Genomic DNA, 25,582 nt, shown 5'->3' on the forward strand with positions numbered 1-25,582 from the left:
GTCCCATTCGTCTAGTGGTCTAGGACACCGCCCTTTCACGGCGGTAACAGGGGTTCGAACCCCCTATGGGACGCCATCTCGCACTTTTCGTAGCACTGTTTGTTGTACGCGGGAATAGCTCAGTGGTAGAGCATCGCCTTGCCAAGGCGAGGGTCGAGAGTTCGAATCTCTTTTCCCGCTCCATACAACGGCTCTACATAGGTGCCAAGGGTCGAGAGCTGGAGCGCCAGCCCGGTTGAATCTCTTTTCCCGCTCCAAGCAAATACTCTCTTTTTATCCCCCCTTTATTGCTTGTTTTCCTGTGTTTTTTTGAACACCGTATCGCACATCAATTGGCGATATTTTTGCGTGGCTGTCTTTCGAGCGACTTGAAAAAACATACGGATGCCCCGATATCGTCTCGTCTAACTTGTTTTTCTTGTGCTCCCCATTTGCTGACAGGACATATTCATGGCCGAACCGGCATTGTCTATCCGTGGCCTCACAAAAGTGTATGGCAACGGCTTTCAAGCGTTAAAAGGTATTGATTTAGACGTCCAACAGGGCGATTTTTTTGCTTTGTTAGGACCCAACGGCGCGGGTAAGTCGACCACCCTGGGGGTGGTCTGCTCGTTGGTGCAGAAGTCCGCCGGTAAGGTGTCGATTTTTGGCATCGATATTGATAAAGACTTCGCGAAAGCCAAATACCAGCTTGGCGTGGTGCCCCAGGAATTCAATTTTAATCAGTTTGAAAAGGTCATTGATATCATTCTGGCCCAGGCGGGTTATTACGGAATGACCCGTAAAGAGGCGTTGCCCCGTGCTAAGCAACTGCTTACGGACCTTGGGCTATGGGACAAACGCAACGGCAGTGCGCGTATGCTTTCTGGCGGTATGAAGCGTCGTTTGATGATTGCCCGTGCGCTGATGCATCGCCCAAAGCTACTGATTCTTGATGAGCCAACAGCGGGTGTCGACATCGAGCTGCGCCGCAGTATGTGGGAATACATGCGGCGTATTAACCGCGATGAGGGCACTACCATTATTCTCACGACACACTATCTCGAAGAGGCCGAGAGCCTGTGCCGCAATATCGCCATTATCAATCAAGGCGAAATCGTGCGTAACACCAGTGTGCGTGAACTACTGACCGAGCTGAACACTGAAACCTTCCTGCTCGACTTGTCCGCCCCGGTTGAGCAAGCGCCCGTCATTGAAGGATTTGAAATTCAGCAGATCGAGCCTTCCCAACTGGCGTTAGTGATTCATCGTGGTCAGCAGCTTAACGATGTGTTCAGTGCCTTAAGCGAGCAGGGGCTAAACGTGGTTTCCATGCGCAACCGCGCCAACCGCTTAGAGGAGATGTTTGTTTCCATGGTGGAAAGTAGCCAGCAAGCGATTGATCAACGCAAGCAGCAGGAGGCGCGGGCATGAATGCAACGCAGACCCTCATTGCGCTGTGGACCTTAGTGCTTAAAGAGATCAAACGCTTTACGCGGATTTGGCCGCAAACCTTGCTGCCGCCATCAATCACCATGGCGATGTACTTCATCATCTTCGGTAACTTAATTGGTTCGCGCATTGGCGATATGGACGGCTTCAGCTACATGGACTTCATTGTGCCAGGGCTGATTATGATGTCGGTGATCACCAACAGCTACTCCAACGTGGCCTCTAGCTTTTTTTCCAATAAGTTTCAGCGCTCTATTGAAGAGATGATGGTCTCTCCCATGCCTAACTGGGTGATCTTATCCGGCTTTATTTTGGGTGGTATGGCCCGTGGCTTGGGGGTGGGGTTAATTGTTACGCTGGTGTCGCTGTTCTTTACCCGTTTAACTGTCGAGCATCCACTGCTCACGGTGCTGGTCGTTGTGCTGACCTCGGCGCTGTTTTCCATCGGCGGTTTTATTAACGCGCTGTTGGCCAATAAATTCGATGATATCTCCATCGTGCCGACGTTTATTTTGACCCCGCTGACGTATTTAGGCGGCGTGTTTTACTCGATTTCGATGCTGCCCGATTTCTGGCAGAGCGTCTCCATGCTCAACCCAATACTGTATATGGTGAACGTTTTCCGCTACGGCTTTTTAGGCGTTTCTGACATTCCGGTCGTCTGGGCGCTGGCCGCTATCTTTGCCTTTATCGTTGTGCTGTTTATGGTGGCACTCACCATGCTAGAGCGCGGCAAAGGTATTCGCAGTTAAGCGTGTGATAACGCCCAGTAGGAAAAAGCACGCTACTAATCAAGAGAGCAACCCGTCATGGCACATCGCCCCGATACTTTAGAACACGCGCCCTTAGGGCGCGATTCCGCTTACCCTGAGCATTATGACGCTGGGCTGTTGTATCCTATTCCCCGTGCTGCTAACCGTGCCCCATTGGGCATTGAAGACAATAAGCTGCCGTTTGTGGGGGAAGATGAGTGGCACGCGTTTGAAGTTTCCTGGTTGAATAACCGTGGTAAACCCATCGTGGCGGTTGCCCGTTTTCGCCTGCCTGCGGATTCACCCAACCTGATCGAATCCAAATCCTGGAAGCTCTATCTCAATAGCCTAAATCAAACGCACTTTGAAAGCCGAGACGCGGTGCAACGTGTGCTTGTTCGCGACCTAGCCGCGGCGGCGGGTGCTGCCGTTAGCGTAGAGCTATTAGCGGTAGACGACGCTGAGCTTGCCCCCCAGCGCTTGCCGGGCGAATGCCTGGATGACCTGGATATCGACATCAGCGATTACACGCCCAGTGCAGCGCATTTGGCCGTCAGCGAAGAGATTGTTGAAGAGACACTGCATTCCCATCTACTTAAATCTAACTGCCCTGTGACTGGCCAACCCGATTGGGGTAGCGTATTAATTCGCTATAAAGGCCCTAAAATCGACCGTGAAGGGCTGCTACGCTACCTAATCGGTTATCGTCAGCACCAGGACTTTCACGAGCACTGTGTCGAGCATATTTTTACTGACCTGATGCAACTGGCTAAGCCTGAAGAGCTACTGGTGCTGGCCCGCTATGTTCGCCGCGGCGGGCTTGATATCAGCCCATGGCGAGCAACTCCAGGATTAACGCCGCCCAGCCCATTGCGCCTAGCAAGGCAGTAACAACGGCGCTAACCTAGCGCTCAACGATCAATAAAAGGGGAGTCATAATGGACGCACTCACGCTGCTTCACGAACGTAGTTCTATGGGGAAACTCACCGAGCCTGCGCCCAGTGCCGACCAGCTCAGCGCTATCTACCAAGCTGCGCTGCGCGCCCCAGACCATAAAGAGCTGCGCCCCTGGCGGTTTATCGAATTTGTCGGCGAAGGGCGCGAGCGCCTTGGTGAGCTGTTTGCAGAAGCAGAGTTTCAAGAAGACCCCAGTGCCAGCGATGACACGCTAAATTCCGCACGAAAAAAACCGCTACGTGCGCCGATGATCATTGCCGTGATTGCCAAGGTCACCCCAGATATTCCGGGCGTGCCGAAAATGGAGCAGGTGATTTCCGCCGGATGCGCCGCCCACGGCATTCTACTGGCCGCCCACGCGCAAGGGTTAGGTGCCATGTGGCGCAGCGGTAAGTACGCCTTTGATCCCGTGGTGCGTAAAGGCCTATCGCTAGACGAAAATGACGAAGTGGTCGCGTTTATCTATCTGGGTAGCCTAGCGGGTCGCCATAAACCGCTACCTCAGCACAATGTGGAAGACTTTGTAGAGCGTTGGGATTAACGGTCATGAGACAGCCACGTCAACCAGGAGTGCCTTACCCCCGTTTGCCACTCCCTGAAACCCAGGAAGACCTTGCCGCCTTTCAGCGGTGGCTAGGGGAAGCAATTCCCATGGTGGGCACGCTGGGAATTCAAGGCATGACCCAAAGCACCGCCCGAGAGGGCGGGGCGTTGATGTGGCAGCTAGCGCTTAGCCCCAACCTAAACGACAAAGGCACAGGCTTCGGTGGTGCGCTAACGGCGCAAACCACGCTACAGGGCTGGTGTTGGGTAACGCTATGGCTGCGTGCCCAAGGGCGGGCGCAAGATGTGGTAGTGGCAGAAGCCAGCCAGCGCTTTCTTGCGCCAGTTACTAGCGACTACCGCATCATTTGCACTCCCAGCGACTCCCAAGGCCCTGAACAGCTAGCGGAAAAGCTTAACGCGCGGGGTAGGGGCAGCATTGCACTCACTCAGCAGCTCTATTGTGGCGACACGCTCTGTCTGGAAGCCAACGGGCGCTACGCTGTGCTGCCTGTTGCTTAAATCTTTAAAAGGCTTGCTATTTTGGGCCTTAGACCATAGAATATGCGCCGTTCTGTTGGGAAAGGCAACGCCTTAACAACCGAGCAAAAAAGTGGAGAGGTGTCCGAGTGGTCGAAGGAGCACGCCTGGAAAGTGTGTAAGTCGAAAGGCTTCGAGGGTTCGAATCCCTCCCTCTCCGCCACAGAATATAGAAAAAGCCCGCTGAGCAATCAGCGGGCTTTTTCGTGCCTGCCATTTAAGTTATCCACATGCAGTTTGCGCTACGTTAGTTTTTTTGCCCATACAACGTGACAAGTGTAGGGTGCCTCGCTATTGTCATCTTAAGAATGGTGAGTAGTTGGAGTGTTTTACCCACTATGCGCGTTTTTCTGGAGAGGGCTTGTAATATAAATGCTCATTTTTCTAGAAGAGCTGCTTATAAGGTCATACAAAACAGTAGATTATTTTTGAAGGGCTTATGTTTATATGCAATTTTTAAAAGGCTGGCGACAGTGTTAACGCGCATGCGCATTTTTCTAGCAGCCTTCATTGCTAAATTGCGTACGTTGTTTTTATAAATTTCAATGTGTTAAGGGTTGGGTGTGGGCTTGGCTGTCGCCAGAAAAACACGCATGCGCATGAATAAACTGTTAGCACTCATGACTTAAATTCGGAGTAAATATGGAAAGAGGGATAATTACTCCAGCAATGGAGATTGTTAGCGAGGGTGACTCGCTTTCTATGAGAGGCGGCATACCACCTGAGAAATGCCGCTACTACGCTCTATATTGGGATAAGGTGGTTGTAACCGATAGCAATATTTTTGGAACGGGTTTGTCTGATGATTTGCAATTGTTAGAAGGAGCAGGAATTGTCAGGAAAGAAACCGCCAGAATGAATCTGAACGGTACTTTCAATGGAAGCGATCTTGCGAACATGCATTTCCAAGGACTCGCTGAAGTTTCAGCTAATCTCACCAATCAAAACCCAGGACAATGGGCTATCCATCAGAGTGGCGACCAACTAATTGTACCTGCTTCTATGTCTAAAGATTTGATTACAGCTGACTTTGAATTAACCCGTTGTCTACCAGTGCCAAAGTCAGATGTCCCTTTAGATAGACTGTTGGAATTTAAGTTAAAAAGAACTGATGAACTAATTGCATTGCGCACAACTTTAGATGAGTTGTATGTGGAAATATCAAAATCTGCTGATATTCCTCGCTCAAAAATAGTTCAAATTCAACGTTTGGAACAAGCAATAAGCGATTTGGACAAAGTTGCGAAGCAAAGCTGGGGTGACAGATTGTTAGCAAGTCGAAAAGTTTCGCTTGATCTGAACTATGGTTCGGTGACAAATGGGGCAGTTACCGCTGGTCTGGTTGGAGCTGCATTTTCAAATCCACTCGCAGGCATTTTCGTAGGCACAGCTCATGCACTGGTTTCAAGCCTCAAATTTGAGGTGTCAATTTCTAACCAACTGGAAAGCCCCCAAGGGAAGCAGTTGGAGCTGTCGTATATAAGCTCAATCAAAAATGAAGACATCGCAAACTAGTGCTAACAAGCGCAAGCACTCGGATCAATTTTCCGCTGCGCTCCAAATTGCCCAGTGTTGCGAGCGTTAGATCTAAGGGAGAGAAGGACAGACTATGGCAGACGTTTTGATGGGGTTTGTCAGCCCACTACAGAAATTGTTGGGAACCTTTCAAAGAGAAAGGCATTTCTTGGCGCAAATGAAAGCCCAACAGGAGAAGGACCGAAGAGAGGCATTGGAGGCTGTTCTATCTGCACTCAGCGAAACAAGGAGATATGTTGATTCTTTGCCAGATGCCTATGATCGGGATACCGAATATCGGTTGTCCGAGTTGTGGGCAATTGCTGCGATTCGCAGCAGGAAGTCTATCGAGAGCATTCAACCTGAAATGCTCGATAAATCTCAGTACTGGCTGGATAAGATTCGTTGGTCGCGTCAGGTTGTAGAGGAAAAGGGAATTGATCTTGAAACGATGGAGCGGAAGTTTAGAGAGCTGATCGCTGAACAATAATCTAACAATCGCAGGCACGGCGACACCCTTTCCATTGCGCCTTCGGCTCCACTCCAAGGGTGCGCATGCTGCAGGCGTTAAGTCAGTGCTCATGGAATATGCGCTTTTGGCCGTTAGGTATAAATAGCTTCGCTCACCCACCGCAGCCCCTCAATCACCTCGCACTCGGCGATGAGGTGGCCACGGCGAGGCTGGTGTCAGTTTCCTTTAAAAGGGAAATATGCCGCTGAAACCTATCCCTGCGACGGCGACGATCACAACAACGATAACGACAATGGTAGTGGTAGATGGCATTTTTCTCTTCCTTTGAGATATGAATGTCATTGAAGCGTAGTCGTCATTGGCGTGTTTCGCACATCCCGCGTTTTATGAAGAGCTCTCTTTATTGAGTGCTTTCCCCAAACTGCCAAAATACACCCTGAACAGCGCATTGATGCGTTCGCGCTGCTCGCCTTGTGGATAAAGGCCGCGTTCTGCCTCGGGGGAGGTTTTGGTGCCTTTCACCAGGAAGTGGTTTTTGATGGTGGAATCTTGCACGAAGGCTTCAAAGGCTCGGGCGCATAGCTCTTCTGGTTTGCTGTAATAGAGCTGACCGTGAGCTTTATCCATGGCGGCCGAGTGGTTGAAAAGCGCGCTGGGCTGCTGGCCGTCGGGGTGAAGCAGAATAGCGTGGAAGCAGGCGAGTAGGCGCTGGTTGAGCGGGTGGTTAATCGGGGCTGCATCTGCTAGCCATGCCGCCGAAGCGAAGGTGCTAGTCGGCACGTTGTTAAAACACTTCTGGGCAATGTAGTGATCGAAGGCGTGAAACCATTCGTGGGCAATGCTGCCAGGCCCCGCATTCTTAGCGAGCGAAAAGCTGCGCTGGCTGGGGTCGTAATGGGCAGAAACGCCGGGTCTACCACCGCTGCCGTACTGTAGGGCTAACGAGCCACGTAGTGAAATCAGCGCTTCATTGCCGTGCAGTATCAGCATTAAGTCGCACAGCGCATCGTGGAAAAGCTCGGCGGCGCGGTCGCGCTCGGCGGTGGTCACCCAGCGGCCTATTTCAATTGAGCGAAAATCGAACTGGCGACGGATCAGCGCAAAGCTGCTGGCACGTTCCGGGCGGTGCATTGGCCCTTGGCGGTAAAACTCTCGTGCTTCAATGCTCACGGCGTGCTCGCTAACCTAAAAAAGAAGTTCACTGAGCTATCTTATCGAAGGTAGCGAGTCAGCGCCAAAGGCTGTTAGGCAAGACCGGCTAAGGTGTCTACCCTTATACCTAGGCAGCGAATGATTGGCTGCACTGTGTTCCACATCAGGGAGGGAGTATGGCAACGGCACATGTTTATCGCATGAAAACGGATGCGCACCAGTGCCCCTTTGGTTTGAAAACCGTTTCATTGCTGCAGCGTAAGGGCTACGAGGTGCATGACCACCCGTTAACATCCCGCGACGAAATCGATGCATTTAAAGCGAAAGAGCAGGTCGATACGACGCCGCAAACCTATATTGATGATAAGCGCATCGGTGGCTATGAAGAGGTGCGCGAGTATTTGGGCTTAAGCGTGCCGAGTGCTCAGGAAACGTCTTATCGGCCAGTGATCGCCATTTTTATCACGGCGCTGTTGATCGGTTTGGCGGTTAGTTGGCTGGCCCATGGGGCGCTATTGACTGCGCGATTACCTGAATATGCAGTGGCTACCGCCATGGTGCTGCTTGGGTTGCAGAAGCTTCAAGACGTGGAAAGCTTCAGCACCATGTTTCTAAATTACGATTTGCTGGCTAAGCGCTATGTCCCCTATGGGTATGTTTACCCTTATGCGGAAACCTTTGCGGGTATATTGATGTTGGCGGGGGCATTGATATGGCTGGCAGCACCGCTGGCGCTGTTCATTGGTACGGTGGGTGCTGTGTCGGTGATTAAGGCGGTGTATATCGATAAGCGAGAACTGAAATGTGCCTGTGCGGGCGGTAATAGCAATGTGCCGCTGGGCTTTATTTCGTTGACGGAAAACCTTGTCATGATCGCCATGGGGTTATGGATGCCGCTGAAGAGTCTGCTGTAACGCAAGTGAGTAGAAAAGGTCATACGCCTTGTAACCCAGAAAACACGCCCCAAGGTAGAGTAAGTAACGCAAGATGCTATCGCACGCTTCACACTTAGGAGTCATTAGATGAGCAAGCGTATTTTGGTGGTGCTGACATCACATGATCAGTTAGGAGACACCGGCGAAAAAACTGGCTTTTGGTTAGAAGAGCTAGCAGCGCCGTACTATGTCTTTAAAGATGCAGGTGCAGACGTAACGCTGGCCTCGCCAAACGGCGGGCAGCCGCCACTTGATCCGAAAAGTGACGCAGACGATAGTCAAACCGATGAAACGCGGCGCTTTAAGCAAGATGATGAAGCGAATGCGGCGCTAGCGGCAACGCACCGCCTTAGCGATATGAGTGCTGATGATTTCGATGCTGTGTTCTACCCAGGTGGCCATGGTCCGCTGTGGGACTTGGTTGATGATAAAGATTCTATCCAATTGATCGAAAATTTTATTGCCCAGGGCAAGCCAGTGGCATCGGTTTGCCATGCGCCTATCGTGTTGATTAATGCAAAAAGCAGCAGTGGTGAACCGCTGGTAAAAGGGCGCCAAGTGACAGGTTTCACCAATGGCGAAGAAGATGCGGTTGGTCTAACGGATATCGTTCCACATTTGGTGGAAGACGCGTTGCAACAGTGTGGCGGTATTTATAGCAAAGCAGACGACTTTACGCCGTATGTGCGCGAAGACGGCCAGCTAATTACTGGCCAAAATCCGCCTTCTTCTTCGGCTACCGCCGAAGCACTGATGGCATGGCTGGCCCGTTAAGTAGTTCTTTTTTAGCATCAGAAACTATGACGGCGGGCATAATGCCCGCCGTTTTTATGTGCGACTATGAAAAGCTATACGTCAATATGGGCGTGCGCAGTTAACAAGTAGGAGTGCATGCATTTGTGTTTAGTGGCGTTGAGTAAAGCGATCACGTAGACGTTGGAGCGCTTGTTCATTCCAGCCGGGAGGTTCGGATAGTGCTACCCAGGCATCAATATAGTGTTTAGCTGCAATTTCATGCCCAAAGCCTGATGGGGCGCTGCTGGTGGCTAAGTCGGCTAGCAACTGCAGCATGGTCACGACTGGGTACCAGCGTAATTGCGGTGAAACATCGGGGGCACGCGGATCACGCATCCAATCGGGTTCGCGCCAGAAAGCTTCTGGTTCAAAAAAAGTAATGGGGTCGCTGCCGTATTGTAGATAAGCAATACGAAAATTTCCCCACTTGCCTGTGGCTTCATCCAACCCTTGGTATTGGTTCATGAAGCGGACCACGTTGCCATTATGGAAGGTGGGTAGCCATGCAGGGCTACCTGGATCGCGGTCGGCGGTAACATTGCGCCATGTATCGCTGCGAAAGGGAGGGCCGGCCCACAGTGCGCCGTGGAAGGGGTCATTGATGATGTCGTATAAATCAAAGGAGAGATCTGAATTAAGTGCGCCTAAACTTAGCCCGAATAGGTATAGTTTGGGGCGTTGATCGCGGGGCATCGCAGACCAGTACTCGTAGATGGTAGTGAACAGTGCGCGAGCATTTTCGACGCCGTACTCCGCTTCGGAAATTAGCGATAGATGGCTGGGGAGGTAGGAGTATTGTGCTGCTACTGTTGCAATGTCACCTCGGTGAAGGTATTCCACGGGGTCTTGAGAGCCGGGATCTATCCAGCCGCGGCCGGTGGGCGTGGCTAGCACCAGCGTAGAGCGTTCAAAACCACCTACGCGAATCAGTTCTTCAAGGGCAAGTTGGGCTCGCTCAATAGGCGTGTCGGCAGCATTGAGGCCTACATAGACGCGGACCGGCTCCAGGGCTTGTTCGCCTAGAAACTCACTGATTTCAGCACCGGTTGGGCCATTAGTCACAAAACGCCTGCCTCGGCTACCTAGCGCTTCCCAGCTAATCAATGAATCGGCGCTACCTGGTTTCATAGGGTCGTCAGGTGGGTCGAGGTCATCCTGGAATATTTCATCCATTTCTTGATAGGAACGGTCAGCCACTTTCAATGCATAGGTAAAAAGTACGCCTTCAATGACCATCCAAAATAGTGCGAAAGAAGCGACCGTTCCCAATACATAGGCAGTGCGGCGGGGGAGTATATGGGCGAGTTTGTGAGAAAGCAGTTTGAAGGTGCGCTTGAACAGCAAACCAATAATACTCAGAAACGCGAAGATGCCCAGTGCAATGAGTGCAATAGAGAGCGGGCGAGTGCCTTCAGCAGGAGTCATGCCCATTAGCTCGCGAATACTGTCCTGCCACTCAGCAGCACGCCAAAGAAAAATAATTGAGATGCTTAAACAGACTAGCGCCGCTAGCCATTTCAGGTAGCGTTTTAATGTGGGATTTGGCTCTGGCAAGTGCAGGTAGCGCCAAAGCATATGACTAATCACGCCAAGGGCATAACCTGCTGTAAAGCTAAGCCCGGAAACAATCCCTTGGGCCACCAGCGGACGAGGAACTAAGCTTGGAGTTAACGAGAGGGCAAAAAATAACGTTGCTAGCACTAACCCTGTTCCCGAAAGGCGGTTAAGGCTTAAGACCTTCCCTAGTCGCTTGGCGCTATTATCCATTGCTTGCTCTCGAGTTATGAAACGATGCATTAAAGTCTTATATAATAAAGATAGTGTCAACTGCCAGTATCAATAACGACCGATTTTAAAAACCGCCGACTTTAGAAGTTATAGCTTTAAAAACGATAACTTAGCGATACTCCGGTGAGGGCTTGCCAGTTGCTGCCTAGCTCATTAACGATTGGGCTGTCGGCAGCACTGCCAGTTAGGTGGGTTGTGCCGACGAAGCCAGTGGCTGTCCATTCAGGCGTCAGGAAGTAGCTGAGGCTAGCATTCACCCCCATTCGCCAGTAACCGCCGTCTGGGGCATAGGCAGCCACGCCGCTACGTGCGCTGTCTTGCATTGATACGCCAAACAGCGACTCGGTCCATTTCTCGTTTGAATAGGTAACGCTGGGCGTTAGCGTGAAAAGTGTCCGTTCACTAACCGGCATACGCAAAGCAGCATTGGCTGAAAACTTTGCGCCTTCAACGTCGCCGCTTACCGGCGTGCTGCCTGCAACGCTATAACGCCAGAACCCTTGTTGATAGCTAACCCGCAAACCTAACGTGGCCCCTGCATCGACTTTTTCAAACTGGCTGATATCGCCCTTATTGTCTCGCCCAAAGGTGTAGCCAATGAACGGCGAAGCGGTCCAGTTACCGTTACGGACAGCGTGCCACTCAATACCGTTGCGCACGTTGATTGAGAGCTGATCGCCGTATGTCAGGTTAAGGACAGGCCACGCTCGTGTGTCATAGTCGTCGCTGCCTAGGTAGTCAGGTGAGTAGGTCACGCCTGCGCCGATACTGCCTTCCCAGCTGTCTCCCAATGCGGGAGCGGTTAATGCGATGCTAAAAGCAGCCGCTAACCAGGGGGTAAAACACTTATATTTAGAAGCGCTTTGAGTCGCGCGAGAAACGAAAGTCGTCACGAGGTGTCCTTTTAATTATTCAAACGTGCGTGATTGTATGTTTTTGATTCAAGCGACTGCAAGCTCTCTAGAGGCCTGTGTGGTTCATGAATTGAAACTATTTCTTGTTTCATAGCTTAGGTTAGATAATTCAACAGCTATAGGGCGCACTGTGTGCACATAGCGCAGGGATGGCGCTACAGGGAAGTGCAAGCAGGGAGTGCTTGTGGTGCACAAGGACGCATGAACAGGAGGTTCGTGAAGGAAGCTCAAGGAGGACCTGATAAAACCCCGGCCAGTGCGATGGTCGGGGTTTTTTTATGGGCAAACGGCACTGCTGACTAACAAGCGTGATGATAAAACAGTGCGCTGAGTTTGCTCATTGGTGTGGATACCGCCGTTTGGCAATTCATGCAGCGTAGTGTCGCGCTGTCTTTGCCGGTGCCCTCAAGGCGAAATCGTTTTAGGTACGACGTTGTCGAGGATTCCGCGTTGCCGCAATGACGGCAAATAATATCCACGCCGTATACAGTCGGGCTGATCATAATATGTCTCACGCTGACCTCCTACCGCAAGGGAGTTAATGGGCTCAGTCGTGGTAACGTCCGTGTAGAAATGCATCCGTGACGATGCTTAAAAAGTATAAACAGCAAACGGCTAGTTCGCCATTTATGTAAGCAGCTATCTATTTATGAGCGGGTAGTAAAAAATTCATGTTTTGATATCCCAGGTTAATGTTTTTGACATATATGAGGTTCAAGGTGAGTAACAACACAGGGAAAGGTGTTAGGGATAACGACCAAGCAGGAAAGCTTGTTAAACCAGGGATGCATGGACAGGATGTTCGTGAAGAAGGATTACGGAGGAAATACCACTACCCCGGCCAGGAATGGCCGGGGTTTTTTTATGCGAGTGCCTAACTACACTCGTTCTTCAGTAGCTCTTTGCTACTTTTTCGCTTTTTTGGGCTTTGAGGCTTTTTTATCTTCATCATTATCAGACTTGTCACTGTCAGGCTTGTCGCTACCCTGATGGCTAAGCGGGCTGGCTTGGTCAAGCCGTGGGTGGTTGTCCAGGAATTCCCGCTGAAGATCGGGTAGGGCATCCAGTGCTTTTAAGGTGTGGGTCAGCGCGTGAATTGCTGCGAGTACATCCTGGGTGTTGCCGGTTTCGGAAATAGTGTGCATGTTGCGGATCGGGAAGCCGATTGAGGTAGCTGCGCTATCAATAGAGGCCAGCACGCCTGCCATGCCGTCAGTACCCGTATCCACGCCCACGATGTCACGCTGCAGGGGGATATCCTGCTCTTTGGCGGCGCTGGCGATAATGCGGTTGAGCTGTTCGCTGGCAATAGAACCTACCGCCATGGTGAAGCCTTTGCCCATCTCTAGCGGCTGCATGCGTTTGTCGCCAATACCAGGAGCAGCTACGTAGTCGTGGTTAACGTCTACGCCAATCAGCGCGTCTGGCTTTAGTTCGCCAGCCAATACGCGGCTGCCAAAACGGCCAATTTCTTCGTAGCTGGCAATGGCAAACAGCACGCGTACGTTTTCGGTGCCGCCAGCTTCTGCGATTAACTTTGCCACTTCTGCGGTAACAAAGCAGCCCAGGCCATTATCCAGGTAAGCGCCGTAGAAGGTGTTCGGGCTAAAACCAGGGCGAATGGGGCGGTCGAAAATAATCGAATCACCCGGGCGAACGCCTAAATTCAGCACTTGCTGCTTTTTATTTTCGCCATGGATTTGCAGGTCCAGGTAGATCTGCTCTTTTTTGATACCTTTGCTGCCATCGCGCTGTGCAGGATCAGAAAAGTGAATAGCGCCCAGGGCTTCTACTGTACCGCCTTGGATGCAGCGGTAGCTGCCGGGGGCGTCAGGATCCTCGCTGAATAGCTTCACTTCGTGGCCGATAAGTACGGTAGGCAAGAAGGAGTCAGTGTTGATCCAGATCTTGCCGTCTTCGCCAATCGAGCGAACCTGCATGCGGATTTTGTCTGCATGGCCGATGATCATCACTTTGAACATGTCATCGCGGCCAGGATGGGTATCCAGTACCACGCCAGCATTGCCTTTAAACTGATGCAGATGCCAGCCGCTGGGCGCGAAGCTTTCGAAGTAAGGCTTCAGTACGCCGTAGGTCATTGCGCCTTCCAGGCCTACTGGGCTAGGGGCGGCAAGAATGTCGCGCATGATGTTGAATTGCGCGTCGGGCATGGGTTGCGTCCAGGGTTTGGCGCTGTCGCTCATATTAAGCTCTCTCCATTGGGGGGTGTTTATCACTAACTAGTCTGCCAGATTCTTGCTTCAGATGCGCATGGCTGGTTCGCCTAGTGAGACAAGAGTTTTGGGCTTTGGTTATAAAATCCTCTAGGATAGGCGCTTTTTTCTGACAAGGTGGAAGGTCATGGCGTCTTCTGGGCAACCTCGCACTCAGTGGCTGGGCCGCTGGGGCTTTATGCTGGCAGCCACCGGTTCGGCGGTGGGGCTGGGCAATATTTGGAAATTTCCCTACATCACCGGGGAGTATGGTGGTGGAGCCTTTGTGCTGGTGTATCTGGCGTGCATTTTAGCCGTCGGCGTACCGGTGATGATGACCGAGATTGCCTTTGGTCGCCGTGGGCGCGGCAGCCCGATTGATGCGATACGGCGCGTCGTCAATGAGTCTGGCCGCTCCTCTGCCTGGTCGTTGATTGGTTGGATGGCCATGCTCTGCGGCTTTATGATTCTGTCGTTTTATGTCGTGGTAGCTGGCTGGTCGTTCTCCTATTTATGGAAAATGCTCACCGGCGGCCTCGCGGGCAGTAGCGTTGATGATATGGCGGCGGTCTTTGGGGCCAATAATGCCAACCCGTTCATTCTGGGCGGTTGGAGCACCCTGGTGGCAGTGCTGACCATGGTGATTGTGGGCAAAGGCGTTCAGGAAGGTATTGAGAAAAATGTCAGTTGGATGATGCCCGGGCTGGTGCTCATGCTCATTCTACTGATTATTTTCGGGGTGTTTTCTGGTGGGTTTGGTGAGGCTGTGAGCTTCTTGTTCTCGTTTAACGCGGGAAGCCTCTCTAGTGAAGGCATGCTGGCGGCGTTGGGCCACGCCTTTTTCACGTTGTCGTTGGCATCCGGTGCAATTCTCACCTACGGTAGCTACTTGCCCAAAGGTGCGTCAATTGGGCGTACCACGGTAAGCGTGGCCATTGCCGATACCGTGGTTGCGTTAATGGCGGGGTTGGCGATCTTCCCGGTCATTTTTGCTAACGGTATGAATCCTGGTGAAGGGCCGGGGCTTATCTTTATGAGCTTGCCGCTGGCCTTCCAGGCGATGCCAATGGGCACGCTATTTGGCATTCTGTTTTTCTTGATGCTCTCGATGGCAGCGCTGACCTCGTCTATTTCGATGGTGGAAGCCACGGTGTCGTGGTTATGCGATAACAAAGGCATGACCCGTAAGTCTGCCTCTTGGGCGACGGGCATCGTGCTATGGCTGATCAGCACGCTGGCGATGCTGTCGTTTAACCTGGGCGCTGACTGGACCCTGGCGGGTAAAAACTTCTTTGACTGGCTGGATTATTTGACCTCGCGCTGGATGATGCCGCTGGGTGGATTGGGTACGGTCGTGTTGGCGGGGTTTGTGCTGAAAAGTGAGACATTCCGCGATGAATTAGGCCTTGCACCGTTGCCTTATGCGCTATGGATGACCATGGTGCGTTACGTTAGTCCGTTGGGTATTTTGGTTATCTTTGCTGATGCCTTGGGGCTTTACCAAGTTTCGTTCGCGGTGCATTGGCCGTGGCTGCTAGCGGTTTTGGTGGTCATGGTTGCAGTGGGGGAGATCCTAAGCCCTCGGCTGCGCCAAGCGCTGAGCTCGCGCTAGCCGCTGTTGTTCACGCTTCACCCTGGCAGCTGCAATGGCGCCAGGGTGAGTGCCTGCCTCCATGGGTTCGTCCCAGCAGGTGGTGTAACGGTTAGAGCGGTGCGCACAGCGCAACTGCCACGGTGCTTCCGCCTCTGTCATTCCAAAGCGAATCGTGCCTTGCCCCATGCGCTGATTAATAGCGTCAACGGCGTTCATCAAGTGCGGGTGCGCTTTATGTGAAGGCTGCAACAGCGAAAGCTGATACTGCTGTGCATCGACTAAGTCCAATAGCATGACACCGGCCTTCATAAACTGAAAACCCGGCCGATACATCTGTTCCAACCCTTCGCGGGCGGCTTCTAAAATGATGCGGGTATCGTCACTTGGCGAGGCTAGGGGAATCATCGCGCTAGGTGAATGCTGAGGCTGGTCTTTACGATGGCGGTTGGTGTTTAGAAATAGCAATACGGCGCGAGTAAGGCTTTTCTGCTGGCGCAATTTTTCGGCACTGCGCTGAGCATGGCGGCGCAGCGCAGCGTGCAATTCCGCTTTTACGCCGGTTGCTTGGCCAAAAGAGCGTGACGTCATAATACGCTGACGCGGCTCTTCTAATGCGTTCATTTCCAAGCATGAGGTGCCACGTAGCTCTAGCGCTGTACGCGCAAGCACCACTGAAAATCGTTTGCGAAGTTGCTTTGGATCGCACTCCCGCAACTGCCACGCCGTGCGAATACCACTCACCGCAAGCCGTTCTGCTAGGCGTCTGCCGACGCCCCATACGTCATTCACCGGCAGCTGTTTAAGCAGCGCCGTAGTGGTCGGGCTGTTGGCAGTGAGTAGGCAGACGCCTTGGTAGTGAGACTGCTGTTTGGCAACGTGATTAGCGAGCTTGGCTAGCGTATGGGTAGGTGCCAGCCCTACGCATACAGGTAGCCCTAAATAGCGGCGAACACGGCGGCGCACAACTTCCCCGAGTGTTTGGCATTGAGTGTCGCTGAAGCCATCCAGGTAGATAAACATTTCATCAATAGAGTAAGGCGCGACGTCTGGACAGGCATCCCGCAGTAGCTGGGCGAGTCGTGCGGACATGTCACCATACAGCTCGTAGTTAGATGACAATAAGTGAATCTCTCCCCGTCGGCGCAAACCTTCCAGTTGGAAAGCGGGAGTGCCCATGGGGATTTCCAATGCTTTCATTTCGGCCGAACGGGCGATCACACAGCCATCGTTATTCGACATCACGCCAACGGGCTTGCCTTCAAGCGCAGGATTAAACACCCGCTCGCATGACACGTAGAAGTTGTTGGCATCAACAAGGCCAATCATGGCAAATACTCATGCACCACGGCGCGTACCACACCCCATAGCTGGCAGTTTGTCTCTTCTAACGGTAGCGGTGGATAGTGAGGATGAGCCGAGCAGAGGTGTGGCGTGCCTTGATAGAGTGCATAACGCTTTATCAGTACTTCCTCTTCAAACATGGCGACCAGGATATGCCCTAAACGGGGCGGTATGCTGCGATCTACCACCAGCAAATCACCTTCGAATATCCCCCAGCCTTCCATGCTGTCGCCTGCGGCGGTGAGGTAAAACGTGTGGTTGGGGTGTTTAATCAGTCGCTCATTGAGATCTAGCGTACGTGGTTCGTAATCTTGAGCAGGTGAAGGGAAGCCGCTAAACCCAGCGCGGCCGTATAACGTTGGAAATGGCAACGGCTGAGAGGTTAACGGCAGGGCTGTCGCAACCATCGTTGTCGGAAATGTACTCGTTGTAAACGTGGCTGTTTTTAAAGCGGCGGGGTGGGACGGCATCGTCGGCATCCTCATGAATAAATAGTGTGTTTATATACAGTATTTATAAGCAGTATTTATTCATGGGGAGAAAATTGCAAGCGACGCTCAACGCTGGGGGCCTGGGGGCCTGGGGGCCTGGGGGCTATTGGCTCAGCGAGCAAGCCACAGGCCAACCACCAACGCACTTATCACGGTAATCAAGAACACAAGGTTGCGAGCACGGGTGTCACGACGTGGTTTCATGGTCATTTTCCTGTTGGTCATCATCGTTAAGAGCATTTCGCAGTAGTCGCAGCACGCAAGCGTTATCCGCATAAAGCGGCAGATGCGCTGCGCTTAGCATGGTAACGTTTACGCCCTAGAGCGTCATCTGACGTATATGACATTGCTTGGTTATCCGGCTTTTAAGAGATCCTGCTTATGAATGAATCGACCCACGTCGGTACCGCTGCGCAGCCGCTTTCCCTGGCGAATGGTCGGCTGGCGGCGCTTAGCTGGGGGCGTAGCACTGCGCCTACTTGGGTGGCGCTGCATGGTTGGCTAGACAACGCGGCGAGCTTCAGTCGGCTGGCGCCGCTATTGGTGAAAGCACTGGATATTCGCATTGTGGCGATTGACTTCCGTGGTCACGGCCACTCAGCTCATGCGCCTGCAGGAAACGACTATGCACTATGGGACTATACCCACGACGTGCTGGATACCATGGAATCATTAGAGATCGAAAAGGCGACGCTACTTGCTCACTCGATGGGGGCAGCCGTAGCTTGTTTAGTATCGGCAGCGCTGCCTGAGCGGGTAGATAAGCTAATTCTGTTAGATGGCTTAGGAGCGCTAAACACACCTGCCGAAGAGACTGCCAGCCAACTACGCAAAGGGCTAGTGGCCTATAGGCGGCCGCTTTCCCGTCCTCCTCGTTATCCCGATGTTGAGAGTGCAGTTGCCGCGCGGGTAGCCGGAGGTGTCACGCCGCTGGACAGCATCACCGCCACGCCACTTGTCGAGCGCAACACCCAGGCCACTGCCGATGGGCATGTGCAAATGCGTACCGATAGCCGTTTGTTAAAGCCTTCTTTGGTGCGCTTTACGCCCCAGCAAGTGTTGTCACTACTGGCGGAGATTCAAGCCCCAGTGCTATTGATAGAAGGGGAGCGGGGTATTTTAGGCGAGCGGGACTGGGCAGAAAAAGCGCGCCAAGCAGTACCACAGTTAACGCGCCATGTACTAGCGGGTGGCCATCATCTGCACCTTGAACCCCAGGCGGTTCATCACGTGGCCAGCACAATCAGTCAGCAAGCGTAGCGGGTACCTGATTGCTCACGTTAGGAAGATGACGATGAAAAAAGTAGCGCATGTTGTTAAAACACCTGTGGCAAGCAGCTGCTTGAATGGCGGTAATAAGGTTGCACTGGTATTGGGGAGTGGGGGAGCTAGGGGGTATGCCCACATCGGTGTTATTGAAGCATTGGAAGCACGCGGCTTCGAGATAATTTCGATTGCGGGTTGCTCTATGGGCGCGCTAATTGCTGGTATTTATGCCGCTGGAAAGCTGCCTGAATACCGGGAGTGGGTGTGTAACCTGGATTATTTAGACGTGCTCAAGCTGGTCGATGTGACCTGGAGTCCGATGGGCGCCATGCGAGCGAATAAAGTCATGAGCAAACTTGAAGAGCTGGTCGGCGATATGCTGATCGAAGACCTGCCTATTCCGGTGACGACCGTCGCGACGGATCTGATTCGCCAGCGTGAGGTATGGTTTCAAAATGGCCCTTTACTCCAGGCAATCCGTGCCTCTATTGCCGTGCCGGGTGTCATTACCCCAGTACATGTGGGTGGCCAGGTACTCGTTGATGGCGGCTTGCTGAATCCACTGCCGATGATGCCGATATTAGCCGCCCACGAAGCGGATTTTGTCGTGGCGGTTAACGTGACGGCGCACAGCCCACAACCGGTCACCTTAGAGGAGCTGTTACCCAGCGAAGATACAAGCGACAGCCGTACCGCGTTAGAGCGCGACCGCGATGCCAATATTGGCGGTTGGATGGATGATGTGCGTGCTACCACGCGCCGCCTGTGGGATGGGCTGGGGGGCAGCAATGGTGAAGAGAGCGATGTTGATGAAACCGTTGACCTGCGTGGTCGGCGTGAGTGGGGTAAGCTCGATATGATTTTAGAGTCGTTTGATATCACCCAGGCGGCGCTCGCGAAGTATAAAATCGCAGGCTATCCGCCGGATGTATTGATCGAAATTCCCAAAACTGTTTGCAGCACTTACGAGTTTCACCGGGCCAACGAATTAATTCGGCTGGGTCGGCATCTTGCTGATGAAGCGTTAGAGCGCCGCATGCCTAGCATTGCTTCGGATGCGACCGAGTGACATAGCCGCCTACTGCCCGCGCTTGCGCAGCAGAATATACACCGCGCCTGTACCGCCATCGATATCGGTGGCGGAACAGAACGCCAAGACGCCGGGCCACTCTCTTAACCACGCATTGGTATGGCTTTTAAGCACCGGAAAGTCTGAGGTAGTGCCCCAGGCCTTACCATGCACGACTAGAACACAGCGCATGCCTTGTGCAGCGGCGTCGCGCAAAAAACTTTCAAGCTCAATCCTCGCTTCTTCTAGGGTATAGCCGTGTAAATCCAGCCCCGCTTGCCAAGCGGTTTGGCCACGTTTTAACTGACTTAAGGTGCGCCAGGGCAGGTCGGGCACGCTGAATTCCAGATACTCTGAGGGGCGTACCGCCTCTACTCGACCGTCGGACGTGCGACCGCTAGTTTGCAGCGTGTTGTTCTCTACCGCCGCTTGTCGACGTGCTTGCTGGGCAGCTTCGTCGTTGCGCTTAGGCTTGCCGGGATCAGCTTGATTACTGGCAATACGGCGCACGCCTGCTGCCTGCAGCGCTTGGCGAAAGGCACTGATATCGTCATCGTTGGGCAGGTGTCGCGTCATGGTCGGCTCAAATAGAGAAATGAAGTGTTAACAAATAAGCATAATTGAGAAGAGCACAGTATAGCGAGCTTGTCGTTGCTGTGAACCGTTCACTGTGAACCACGCGCTGTGAACCAGACGGCGTCAAAGGTACAATCCTTCCATGAACTTTTTACACGCCAGGAGTCGCTGTGACCACGCATCTCAATGATGAGACCTCCCACTCAATGCTTTCGTTGCCGGAATCGGCATTGGTGAGCGAGCTTTTTACACTGCGCGATTACTTACGCTGGGTGTCCAGCGAGTTTTATCTGGCGGGGCTGCACTATGGGCATGGCACGGAATCGCCCTGGGACGAAGCCGTTGCGCTTTGCTTAGGCGCACTGCACCTACCGTGGAATGTCGACCCAGCTGTGCTGGATGCCCGCTTGCTGCCAATAGAGCGCGAACGCATCATTCGCTTGGCGCGAGAGCGGGTGACGACTCGCCGCCCGCTGCCTTACTTACTGGGCGAAGCTTTTTTTGCAGGATTCCCGTTCAGCGTTGACGAACGCGTGCTAATTCCGCGCTCGCCCATTGCCGAGCTGATTGAAGACGGCTTTGCTGCATGGTTCCCGGAAGAGCCGCCTGCCCGAGTATTAGACTTATGTACCGGTTCTGGCTGCATCGGCATTGCCACTGCATTGGTGTTGCCTACCTGCGAGGTGGCGTTGGCGGATATTAGCCAGGATGCCTTGGCGGTTGCTCGTCAAAACATTACGCGTCACGACGTTGGTGATCGCGTGCGGGCTGTCGAATCCGATGTGTTTGATGGCCTGGAAGGGCAGCGTTTTGACCTGATCGTATCTAACCCACCTTATGTTGATGCGCGTGATCTGGCCACCATGCCTGCCGAGTTCCGCCATGAACCTGCCCTGGCGTTAGGCGCTGGTAACGACGGGTTGGATATCGTGCGACGCATTCTGCGAGAGGCACGCCAGCACTTAACCGACGGAGGCTGGCTGATTGTTGAAGTTGGTAATTCCGACCGCCATGTGGAGGCTGCCTTCCCTGAAGTACCCTTTATTTGGCTTGAATTCGAGCGTGGCGGCCAGGGTGTGTTTGCCTTGAGCGCCGCTGAACTCGACGCCCATGCGGCGTCTTTTGCGTGAGGAACTAACGCCCATGTCTGGCAATACCTTTGGCAAGCTATTTACCGTTACCACGTTTGGTGAGAGCCACGGCCCTGCTTTAGGCGCTATTGTTGACGGCTGTCCGCCGGGCATACCGATCAGTGAAGCAGACTTGCAGCTTGATCTAGATCGCCGCCGTCCAGGTAGCTCTCGACACACCACACAGCGCAAAGAGCCGGATCAGGTGCGGATTCTTTCAGGCGTGTTTGAAGGCAAAACCACGGGGACGTCGATTGGTTTATTGATCGAGAACACCGACCAGCGCTCCAAAGACTACTCTAAAATCAAAGATCAATTCCGTCCTGCCCACGCTGACTACACTTACCATCATAAGTATGGCCATCGCGATTACCGGGGCGGCGGTCGTTCTAGCGCGCGAGAAACAGCCATGCGTGTTGCTGCTGGCGCTATTGCCAAGCAGGTACTGGCCGCGCAAGGGATTCAGATTCGCGGTTATATGAGCCAGTTGGGGCCCATTAAAATCGAATTCAAAACCTGGGACGCGGTAGGCGAAAATGCCTTTTTCTGCCCTGACCCGGACAAAGTGGCCGAACTTGAAGCCTATATGGATCAGCTGCGTCGGGATCAGGATTCCGTAGGCGCTGAAATTACCGTGATTGCCGACGGTGTGCCGGTCGGGTTAGGCGAGCCAGTCTTCGACCGTTTAGATGCTGATCTGGCGCATGGTTTGATGAGCATCAATGCGGTAAAAGGGATAGAAATAGGGGCCGGATTTGGTTGCATTGCTCAGCGTGGCAGCGAGCACCGCGACGAGATGACGCCTGAAGGGTTTCTATCTAATCACGCGGGCGGGGTGTTGGGCGGAATCTCCAGTGGCCAACCGATCGTCGCGCGATTAGCGTTGAAGCCAACGTCAAGTATTACCACGCCTGGGCGATCAATTGATATACATGGTCAGCCAGTTGAGGTAATAACGAAAGGCCGCCACGATCCCTGTGTCGGTATTCGCGCGACGCCTATCGCCGAGGCGATGATGGCAATAACGCTGCTAGACCATTGGCTACGTCATCGTGGACAAAATGGAGATGTTAGCGTTGACACGCCACGTTTAGAACAACAATAACAGCACGGTGCGCTTGGCGTAACGCTGCTACACTCTAGGAAGATGGTTAAGGAGTCGCCTATGAAGATCAACGTTGAATTTGACCTGACACCGGATGAGTTTCGCCAATCACTAGGGCTGCCGGATGTTGAGGCGTTTCAGCAAAGCCTGCTGGAAAATATTCAGCGGCAAATGGAGTCAGGGGTGGATGGCTATGACCCTATGAGTCTAATGCGTCCTTTCCTGCAGCAGCCGATGATGCAACAAGGTCTCTCCCAAGGGTTAGCTAACTTTGGCACATATCAACAGATGATGTTGGACATGTTGCGTAAAGCGGGCTCCTCCGGCAGCGGTGCCGAACAGGATGACGGCACAGATCAAGGCGAGTCTCAAGAGGCTGCTAAGTCAGCAGCGTCAGGTAAAAGCGCATCAAGTGCGAGAAGCTCTAAAGCGAAAGCGACGGCTTCTTCGCGTTCTCGCGCTAAAGGGTAGAACTGTCATGTGAAATGTGTAGCGTTGTTGAGCGTGCTGCTAGGAATGTTGCAAAGCAGCATTGCAGCGTTTACTCTTTTTGCAGTGCAGCAATTTTGCCATGTGATGAGCCACTCCAGGCTCATGCCAAGGAACGAGAGACAGGAGCAGACACTATGCAAGATAAAATGATGGACGCCTTTAGTACCCAAACCCGCCAAATGTTTGAGCCAATGCGTAAGATGAACTCGCTGATGCTCAACAACATGGAAAAAATGACCCAGTATCAGTTGGAAGCAATGAAACGCTACAGCCAAATGGGTACCGAGCGCATTCGTAGCGCGACGGAAATTGATGATGCAGAAAGCCTGCGTGATTTTGGCACCAAACAAGCCGAAATGATGAACGAGCTTTCTCAGCAAATGCAGGAAGATGCCCGTGTCATGGGTGAGATGAGCTTGCAGTTCAAATCCGAAATGGAAAAGCTGTTCAGTGAAGCTGGGCAGAAAATGAGCGAGCAAGCCACCTCTGCCACGAAAAGTGAACAGCCTGCGAAAGCGACTAGCCAGTCTTCACGTAAAAGCTAAACGCAACTATGTTCGCGGCGCCTTCAAGGCGCCGCGTTCTTTTGGATGATGTGCCTGGGCAGAGAATGCCAAGCAGGTGAGGGGAGAGTGAGTATGCTGTCAGGGTGGAAAATGCCGTCTCAAGGTGTTTCTCAAGAAGAGCTTGAAGCATGGAAAGTGCAGCTAAGCGATGTTGGTGAACAGTACAAAGGACTGCTTGAGGATTTACTGTCACGGATAGCACCCAGCGAAGCTGCTGACTCCGTCTACAGTGATATGCGCGAAAGCTTTGAAGCCGCCGCGCAATCGCTCATGAGTAACCCTAACCTGTTGTGGCAAACCCAATCGCGCCTTATGCAAGATCAGTGGCTGCTTTGGCAACAGGGTGTGCGCACTATGTCTGGTGAGCAGGTGACGCCATTGATAACGCCTGCTAAAGGCGATCGCCGCTTTAAAGACGAAGCCTGGACGCAAGAGCCTTACTACTTGGCGATTATGCAGCAGTATCTGCTGTTTTCGCAGATGGTAGAAGAACTCATAGAAGACCTGGATGGCCTAGACCCGACGCAAAAGCGCAATCTGGCGTTTTATGCTCGGCAGTTGGTAAACGCCATGTCGCCGACTAACTTCGTAGCGACTAACCCGGAAGTGATGCGCTGTACGTTGGAAACTCGCGGGCAGAACTTGGTGGATGGTTTGACGCGTCTGCGGGAAGACTTGGCGAACTCTGCCGAAGGTATCAATGTACGCATGACTGATCGAAGTGCCTTTGGTGTTGGCGATAACATTGCGGTTACCCCGGGTGCCGTGGTGTATGAAAATGAGCTAATTCAGCTGATCCAATACACCCCTACCACTGAAAAAACCTTTAAAACGCCACTGTTGATCGTGCCCCCATGGATCAATAAGTACTACATTCTCGACCTGCGGGAAGACAATTCGCTAGTCAAGTGGATGGTGGATCAAGGACATACCGTATTCTTAATCTCCTGGCGTAACCCTGGACCAGAGCAGCGTGACATCACGTGGGCTGATTACATGCAAATGGGCCCCATTAGTGCGATGGAGGCTATTGAGCAGGCGTGTGGCGAGAAGTCAGTCAACCTGTTGAGTTACTGTGTGGGTGGCACACTAACCGCCTCTACAGTCGCTTATCTAACAAGCACGCGGCGTGGTCGAAAAGTGAAGTCTGTTACCTATATGGCGACGCTGCAAGATTTCCGCGATCCTGGTGATATTGGCGTATTCCTTAACGAACGGGTGGTTGAGGGAATTGAAAACACGCTAGAAATGAAAGGCTATTTAGATGGCCGCTCAATGGCCTACACCTTTAATTTATTGCGTGAGAATGATCTCTTCTGGTCGTTCTACATCAATAATTACCTGAAGGGCGAAGTTCCCGCAGCGTTTGACCTACTGTATTGGAATACCGATGGTACAAACCTGCCAGCAGGTACGCATGCCTGGTATCTGCGCCATATGTACTTGGAAAATCGCTTGGTCGAGCCGGGTGGCATTGAGTTAGACGAGGTGAAGATTGACCTTCGTAAAATATCGGCCCCCTGCTATTTCGTATCGACGAAAGAAGATCACATCGCTAAGTGGAACAGTACGTATTATGGCGCGCTGTTGCCCAAAGGGCCGGTGACGTTTGTGTTGGGTGGTTCTGGCCATATCGCTGGTATTGTGAACCCTCCTCATAAGAATAAATACGGCTATTGGACCAACGATGCGCTGCCCGAAACCCATGATGCGTGGCAAGAAGGCTCGACCTTTAATGAAGGCTCCTGGTGGCCGCATTGGCAGGCCTGGGTAACAGAGAATGGCTATGCAGATCCTGATCCGGAAAAAATGGTGCCCGCGCGTCAGCCTGGAGAAGGTGAGCTAAACGTCATTGAAAGCGCTCCTGGGCGCTATGTAAAAATGACGATACCTGAAGTGTTAGGTGAGCTTCCCGCATCGTAATAACCATCTAATGATCAGCGA

Annotated in this window: 24 protein-coding genes and 3 tRNA genes; 20 read left to right on the forward strand and 7 right to left on the reverse strand. The window is 52.6% G+C overall.

What is annotated here, in order from left to right; genetic code table 11:
* From JFC11_RS18045 to JFC11_RS18090, 10 genes are all read left to right on the forward strand, one after another.
* Window positions 1–76 (forward strand) — tRNA-Glu (locus tag JFC11_RS18045).
* 32 nt (window positions 77–108) lie between these two features.
* Window positions 109–183 (forward strand) — tRNA-Gly (locus tag JFC11_RS18050).
* A gap of 267 nt (window positions 184–450) precedes the next feature.
* On the forward strand, window positions 451–1,413 hold the full coding sequence (locus tag JFC11_RS18055; RefSeq protein WP_198350203.1) for an ABC transporter ATP-binding protein: 963 nt from the start codon (window positions 451–453) through the stop codon (window positions 1,411–1,413).
* Complete coding sequence (locus tag JFC11_RS18060) at window positions 1,410–2,183, forward strand: ABC transporter permease (protein WP_095602341.1); 774 nt, start codon at window positions 1,410–1,412, stop codon at window positions 2,181–2,183. The genes JFC11_RS18055 and JFC11_RS18060 overlap by 4 nt, the downstream gene beginning before the upstream one ends.
* Window positions 2,184–2,240: 57 nt before the next feature.
* A complete protein-coding gene (queF, locus tag JFC11_RS18065; protein WP_095602340.1) occupies window positions 2,241–3,074 on the forward strand; it encodes an NADPH-dependent 7-cyano-7-deazaguanine reductase QueF in 834 nt (277 codons plus the stop codon).
* 47 nt (window positions 3,075–3,121) lie between these two features.
* Window positions 3,122–3,682, forward strand: a complete 561-nt coding sequence (locus tag JFC11_RS18070; RefSeq protein WP_095602339.1) for a nitroreductase family protein — start codon at window positions 3,122–3,124, stop codon at window positions 3,680–3,682.
* 5 nt (window positions 3,683–3,687) lie between these two features.
* On the forward strand, window positions 3,688–4,206 hold the full coding sequence (locus tag JFC11_RS18075) for a YiiD C-terminal domain-containing protein (RefSeq protein ID WP_095602338.1): 519 nt from the start codon (window positions 3,688–3,690) through the stop codon (window positions 4,204–4,206).
* Between the two features lie 93 nt (window positions 4,207–4,299).
* A tRNA-Ser gene (locus tag JFC11_RS18080) sits at window positions 4,300–4,387 on the forward strand.
* 479 nt (window positions 4,388–4,866) lie between these two features.
* The gene (locus tag JFC11_RS18085) at window positions 4,867–5,739 is read left to right on the forward strand and encodes a DUF6236 family protein (RefSeq protein ID WP_198350204.1); all 873 of its coding nucleotides are present in this window, start codon (window positions 4,867–4,869) and stop codon (window positions 5,737–5,739) included.
* A 94-nt stretch (window positions 5,740–5,833) separates the two neighbouring features.
* Entirely contained in the window at window positions 5,834–6,229 is a 396-nt protein-coding gene (locus JFC11_RS18090; protein ID WP_095602325.1) for a hypothetical protein, read from the forward strand.
* 366 nt (window positions 6,230–6,595) lie between these two features.
* On the opposite strand, the gene JFC11_RS18095 is transcribed toward JFC11_RS18090, so the two are convergent.
* Entirely contained in the window at window positions 6,596–7,381 is a 786-nt protein-coding gene (locus JFC11_RS18095; protein WP_198350205.1) for a CLCA_X family protein, read from the reverse strand.
* Between the two features lie 158 nt (window positions 7,382–7,539).
* Between JFC11_RS18095 and JFC11_RS18100 the strand changes: the two genes are divergently transcribed.
* Both JFC11_RS18100 and JFC11_RS18105 read left to right on the forward strand, forming a co-directional pair.
* Window positions 7,540–8,277, forward strand: a complete 738-nt coding sequence (locus JFC11_RS18100) for a MauE/DoxX family redox-associated membrane protein (RefSeq protein ID WP_198350206.1) — start codon at window positions 7,540–7,542, stop codon at window positions 8,275–8,277.
* A 108-nt stretch (window positions 8,278–8,385) separates the two neighbouring features.
* Window positions 8,386–9,072 (forward strand): type 1 glutamine amidotransferase domain-containing protein, encoded by a 687-nt coding sequence (locus JFC11_RS18105; RefSeq protein WP_038482621.1) that lies wholly within the window; start codon window positions 8,386–8,388, stop codon window positions 9,070–9,072.
* Window positions 9,073–9,201: 129 nt separating this feature from the next.
* Here the strand turns inward: JFC11_RS18105 and JFC11_RS18110 are convergent, their stop codons facing one another.
* From JFC11_RS18110 to JFC11_RS18120, 3 genes are all read right to left on the reverse strand, one after another.
* Window positions 9,202–10,860, reverse strand: coding sequence for an alpha/beta hydrolase (locus JFC11_RS18110; RefSeq protein ID WP_198350207.1), 1,659 nt, complete (start codon window positions 10,858–10,860; stop codon window positions 9,202–9,204).
* Window positions 10,861–10,976: 116 nt separating this feature from the next.
* Complete coding sequence (locus JFC11_RS18115) at window positions 10,977–11,774, reverse strand: MipA/OmpV family protein (protein ID WP_038482627.1); 798 nt, start codon at window positions 11,772–11,774, stop codon at window positions 10,977–10,979.
* Between the two features lie 926 nt (window positions 11,775–12,700).
* Complete coding sequence (locus JFC11_RS18120; protein ID WP_038482630.1) at window positions 12,701–13,999, reverse strand: M20/M25/M40 family metallo-hydrolase; 1,299 nt, start codon at window positions 13,997–13,999, stop codon at window positions 12,701–12,703.
* Between the two features lie 157 nt (window positions 14,000–14,156).
* On the opposite strand from JFC11_RS18120, the gene JFC11_RS18125 reads away from it, so the two are divergent.
* Window positions 14,157–15,620: a sodium-dependent transporter gene (locus tag JFC11_RS18125; RefSeq protein WP_198350208.1), complete on the forward strand. Its 1,464-nt coding sequence runs from the start codon at window positions 14,157–14,159 to the stop codon at window positions 15,618–15,620.
* Here JFC11_RS18125 and JFC11_RS18130 read toward each other — a convergent pair.
* On the reverse strand, window positions 15,582–16,928 hold the full coding sequence (locus JFC11_RS18130) for a Y-family DNA polymerase (protein WP_198350209.1): 1,347 nt from the start codon (window positions 16,926–16,928) through the stop codon (window positions 15,582–15,584). The genes JFC11_RS18125 and JFC11_RS18130 overlap by 39 nt on opposite strands.
* Window positions 16,925–17,413, reverse strand: a complete 489-nt coding sequence (locus JFC11_RS18135; protein ID WP_232482974.1) for a LexA family protein — start codon at window positions 17,411–17,413, stop codon at window positions 16,925–16,927. Before JFC11_RS18135 ends, JFC11_RS18130 begins: the two co-directional genes overlap by 4 nt.
* Before the next feature lie 402 nt (window positions 17,414–17,815).
* Between JFC11_RS18135 and JFC11_RS18140 the strand changes: the two genes are divergently transcribed.
* Together JFC11_RS18140 and JFC11_RS18145 are read left to right on the forward strand one after the other, a co-directional pair.
* Window positions 17,816–18,694, forward strand: a complete 879-nt coding sequence (locus JFC11_RS18140) for an alpha/beta fold hydrolase (RefSeq protein WP_120385477.1) — start codon at window positions 17,816–17,818, stop codon at window positions 18,692–18,694.
* A gap of 34 nt (window positions 18,695–18,728) precedes the next feature.
* A complete protein-coding gene (locus JFC11_RS18145; protein WP_038482645.1) occupies window positions 18,729–19,769 on the forward strand; it encodes a patatin-like phospholipase family protein in 1,041 nt (346 codons plus the stop codon).
* A gap of 9 nt (window positions 19,770–19,778) precedes the next feature.
* On the opposite strand, the gene JFC11_RS18150 is transcribed toward JFC11_RS18145, so the two are convergent.
* On the reverse strand, window positions 19,779–20,345 hold the full coding sequence (locus JFC11_RS18150) for a Smr/MutS family protein (RefSeq protein WP_198350210.1): 567 nt from the start codon (window positions 20,343–20,345) through the stop codon (window positions 19,779–19,781).
* A 170-nt stretch (window positions 20,346–20,515) separates the two neighbouring features.
* Here JFC11_RS18150 and prmB point away from each other — a divergent pair, with 170 nt between their 5' ends.
* The 5 genes from prmB to phaC all read left to right on the forward strand — a co-directional run bounded on the left by prmB (window position 20,516) and on the right by phaC (window position 25,561).
* Window positions 20,516–21,475 carry a 50S ribosomal protein L3 N(5)-glutamine methyltransferase gene (prmB, locus tag JFC11_RS18155; RefSeq protein ID WP_038482651.1) on the forward strand — a complete coding sequence of 320 codons (960 nt, stop codon included), beginning with the start codon at window positions 20,516–20,518 and terminating at the stop codon, window positions 21,473–21,475.
* A 13-nt stretch (window positions 21,476–21,488) separates the two neighbouring features.
* Window positions 21,489–22,580: a chorismate synthase gene (gene aroC, locus JFC11_RS18160; protein ID WP_038482654.1), complete on the forward strand. Its 1,092-nt coding sequence runs from the start codon at window positions 21,489–21,491 to the stop codon at window positions 22,578–22,580.
* 60 nt (window positions 22,581–22,640) lie between these two features.
* Window positions 22,641–23,051: a hypothetical protein gene (locus tag JFC11_RS18165; protein ID WP_038482657.1), complete on the forward strand. Its 411-nt coding sequence runs from the start codon at window positions 22,641–22,643 to the stop codon at window positions 23,049–23,051.
* Window positions 23,052–23,206: 155 nt separating this feature from the next.
* Entirely contained in the window at window positions 23,207–23,617 is a 411-nt protein-coding gene (locus tag JFC11_RS18170) for a phasin family protein (RefSeq protein WP_038482660.1), read from the forward strand.
* A gap of 93 nt (window positions 23,618–23,710) precedes the next feature.
* The gene (phaC, locus tag JFC11_RS18175; RefSeq protein WP_120385474.1) at window positions 23,711–25,561 is read left to right on the forward strand and encodes a class I poly(R)-hydroxyalkanoic acid synthase; all 1,851 of its coding nucleotides are present in this window, start codon (window positions 23,711–23,713) and stop codon (window positions 25,559–25,561) included.
* Window positions 25,562–25,582: the final 21 nt, after the last annotated feature.

The sequence above is a fragment of the Vreelandella alkaliphila genome, from assembly GCF_016107625.1.
Taxonomy (GTDB): domain Bacteria; phylum Pseudomonadota; class Gammaproteobacteria; order Pseudomonadales; family Halomonadaceae; genus Vreelandella; species Vreelandella alkaliphila.